5 protein-coding genes are annotated in these 3,387 nt (G+C 66.5%); 2 read left to right on the top strand and 3 right to left on the bottom strand.

Annotation, left to right across the window (positions count from 1 at the left end):
• The 3 genes from RMO85_RS18570 to RMO85_RS18580 all read right to left on the bottom strand — a co-directional run.
• Positions 1 to 234, bottom strand: a 234-nt coding sequence (locus RMO85_RS18570) for a hypothetical protein (protein ID WP_310530204.1), incomplete at its 3' end; no start/stop codon positions are given.
• Complete coding sequence (locus RMO85_RS18575; protein WP_310530205.1) at positions 231 to 965, bottom strand: ABC transporter ATP-binding protein; 735 nt, start codon at positions 963 to 965, stop codon at positions 231 to 233. The genes RMO85_RS18575 and RMO85_RS18570, both read right to left, overlap by 4 nt.
• Positions 966 to 1,121: 156 nt before the next feature.
• Positions 1,122 to 1,382, bottom strand: coding sequence for a hypothetical protein (locus tag RMO85_RS18580; RefSeq protein WP_310530206.1), 261 nt, complete (start codon positions 1,380 to 1,382; stop codon positions 1,122 to 1,124).
• A gap of 352 nt (positions 1,383 to 1,734) precedes the next feature.
• On the opposite strand from RMO85_RS18580, the gene RMO85_RS18585 reads away from it, so the two are divergent.
• Positions 1,735 to 2,397: a hypothetical protein gene (locus RMO85_RS18585; protein ID WP_310530207.1), complete on the top strand. Its 663-nt coding sequence runs from the start codon at positions 1,735 to 1,737 to the stop codon at positions 2,395 to 2,397.
• Positions 2,390 to 2,920 carry a hypothetical protein gene (locus RMO85_RS18590; protein ID WP_310530208.1) on the top strand — a complete coding sequence of 177 codons (531 nt, stop codon included), beginning with the start codon at positions 2,390 to 2,392 and terminating at the stop codon, positions 2,918 to 2,920. The genes RMO85_RS18585 and RMO85_RS18590 overlap by 8 nt, the downstream gene beginning before the upstream one ends.
• Positions 2,921 to 3,387: the final 467 nt, after the last annotated feature.

Raw genomic sequence — 3,387 nt, forward strand, 5'->3', positions numbered from 1 at the left:
CAGGAACGGGTTGGCGGGTGCCGGGTTCCCGGCTGCGGCTTGCAGCTGCACTGCCTGGTCGAAGACCCGCACGATCGTCTGGTGACTCGACCAGCCGAGGATGCCGGCCATGGCGGTGACCATGAGCAGGGTCGTCAACCCGATCAGTCGGACTCGCTGACGCCGAAACGTCAGGCCCTGCTGGGCCGAGACCGTGCCGATCACGGTCCGGGCGCTGGTGGGGGTGGCGGTCATGGTGTCGGCCCGCCGACTCGGACGTAGATGTCTTCCAGTGAGGCTTCGTCGGGGAATCGGAGCGTGGTGTTCTCGATGCTGTCGTTGTAGATCAGCTCACCGTGGTTGAGGACGCCGATCGTGGTGCACACCTTGGAGACCTCGCTGAGCAGGTGGGTGTTCATGAAGACCGTCATGCCGAGCTCGGCGTTGAGCTGGGTGATGGTGTTGCGGAGCTGGCGGACGCCCATCGGGTCCAGGCCCGAGGTGGGTTCGTCGAGCAGCAGCACCTGGGGTCGGTGCACGATCGCCTGGGCGATGCCGATGCGTTGCCGCATGCCGGTGGAGAAGGTGCCGACCCGACGCGTGGCGAGGTCCGCGCACCCCAGGAACTCAAGTGCCTCCATGGCCGCAGCGCGGGCATCGGGGAGCCCGGAGAGCTTGGCGAGGAACTCGAGGTTCTCCAGGGCGCTCATGTGCCCGTACATGCGCACGTCGGCGGGCAGGTACCCGATGCGGCGGGTCACCTCACTGCGTTCGGTGACCACGTCGTACCCGCAGACCGTGGCCGTGCCTCCGGTGGGGGTGATCAAGGTGGTCAGAATGTTCATCGCCGTGGTCTTGCCGGCACCGTTGTGGCCGAGGAACCCGAAGACTTCTCCGTGCTCGATCCGAAGGTCCACGCCACGCAGGACGAGGTCGGTGTCGTAGCGGTGCTGAAGTCCACGTAGCTCGATCGCGGGTTCGTTCATGACAGGACCTCACAGTGCTCGTGGTGGTGGGGACTCGCCCCAAGGTGCCCGGGGGTCTCCGGGCAGAGAGGTGGGGCCTGTGGCGGGTGGCAACAGGCCCCACCGTTGTGCCGACACCTGCCGGCCAAATCAGCGACCTGAACGGGGACGGGTCGCCTACTCGGATTCGCCGGACTCGTCGGCGTCCTGGTGACCGGGCTCGTTGGGGTTGGCGTCCGGGCCCTGGTTGGGTCCGTCGTTGGCCTCCTCGGCGCCCTCGACCTCGGTGGCGTCGTTGGCCTCGCCGTCGCCGTCGGACTGCTGGACGATCGGGGCCGGGTTGTCCGACGCCTGGGCAGCGACTGCGCCGCCGACGCCGAGCGCGGCCAGGATGGCGGCGGCGCCAGTGATGGCGGCGTTGCGCTTGAGGTTCCTCATGGTGGTGTCTCCTCGGTCGGGGGACGCGGGTTGCGACCTGATGCCTACAGGTTGTCCGACTGCCGCTGTGGGGAGGCTGAGAGACCCTGAGAGCGTCCTCAACGCGCGGCCTCGCCTCTCCCACCAGGTCGCTCCGGGGTTCATCGGGTCCGTTCGACGGAGTCAATGAGCATGCCGTCCTGGTCGATGGCGCGCAGAGTCAGGCGGTCGTGGTCGACGAGCAGATCGAGGTAGTGACGGGTCGAGACACTGACCCTGGTCTGCAAGTCCGCCCGAATTGCCCGAGTCTGAGGTGTGAGCGGTCGGTTTTCGCTGATTGACAATTAACTTCGTATTCGCGAAATTATCTGTCATGAGTTTGCTCACTGTCTCCGAGGCTGCCGAACGTCTCGTTGTCTCCTCGCGTCAGGTGCAGAACCTGGTCGCGAGTGGCAAGCTGCGACAGGTCGCGAGGGGCATGCTCGACGAGACCTCAGTCGAGAGACACATGGCCGTTCGGGGCGGTTCTCACAAACGCGCTTGGTCCGAGGCGACAGCTTGGGGCGCGGTCGCGCTCCTATCCGGCGGCGGCGCGGAGTGGATGGGGGAGAGTCAACGCTCGCGGCTGAAGGGCCGCCTTCGTGAACTCAACGCGGCTGGGTTGGCTGAGCGGACTCGGGAGCGGGCGGATGTGACTCGGTACGCGGCGCACTCCAGCACGGGGGACCGGCTGCTTGGTGAACTGGTGTACGCCACCAATGTTGCCGACCGGCTCGGCTTGGCGGCGACGAATAGCGTTGACGGCTACCTCGCTGCTGGTGATGTCACCGCGGTTGTGTCACGCCACGGACTGATCCGTGACGACGAGGGCCGAATCACGGTGCGCGCTACGTCCACGAATCTTGTGATTGTCCGCGATCTCATGCAACGAAGTGTCGTGCTCGCTGCGCTGGACCTTGCTGAGTCGCTGGACGTCCGCGAACGCCGCGCCGGCCTCGACGCGCTTGATAGCGCACTGGAGGCGTTCCGTGGTTGAGCGACCGGTCATCGACGTCGCCACGCCGCTCGACGGCTGGGGAGCGCCGTGGCCGAACGTCGCCGAACTTGAAGCCGCACTCTCGCATGCGAATTGGACGCTTGTCGGTGGCCTGATGGCCCAACTCCACGGGATCCACCGTGGGATCGACCTGTTGCGTCCGACCAACGATGTCGACATCGTTCTCCACGTCGAGACCATGCGCGGCGTGGCCGCCGAGACGGCAACGGCTTTGGAATCGCTCGGCTACCAACTGACGCCCTCCATCGATGACCGGAACAAGACAGCGCACCGGTTCCGCCGTGGCGGGGCCACGGTCGACGTCGTTGCGAGCGGGCACGACGTCGTGGACGTCCTGATCGCCGAACACGCGCCGCCGCGCGTCGTTGAGAAGCTGCGTGGTCATCTTCTGGACGCCGCGCTCCTGTTGGCGGTGATCGAGGATCCGTACGCCGAGCGCGAGCGGTTTGCAGGGGTCGGACAGGGCAAGGCTCCAAGTGCTGGCGCGAGAGCTCCCAGATGATGCGCGCGAGTGGCGCACAGTGCCTGAGCCGTGGCGCACCAACGGCCAGGCCGCCATTCGGATCCTTACCGCCTGAGCCGCTCGGACACCTCGCTGAGCAGTAGGACGTCGCAGTCCATCGTCTCGATGAGGGCGAGGTGGCGAGTGTCCCAACGCCCCTGCAGGTTCCAGGTTCCGATGCGCATCGTCGCAGTGTGGCGTCATGGGGCACCGGGGAGCGGCGTTCGACAGGATCGCCCAGGGGCCTCACAGCGCGTTGGGGTCAATCCCTGCGGACTCGGTGCGGACTGGGAAGAAGCAGACCGGCCCCCGATTCTGCGTTTCCGCAGGTCAGGGGCCGGTTCGCTAGGCATGAGGCCTAGATGTCGTAGTAGAGCTCGAACTCGTGCGGGTGCGGGCGCAGCTGCACGGGCAGGATCTCTTGCGTGCGCTTGTAGTCGATCCACGTCTCGATCAGGTCGGGCGTG

The sequence above is a fragment of the Nocardioides sp. genome, from assembly GCF_031422975.1.
In the GTDB taxonomy this organism is placed as follows: Bacteria; Actinomycetota; Actinomycetes; order Propionibacteriales; family Nocardioidaceae; genus Nocardioides.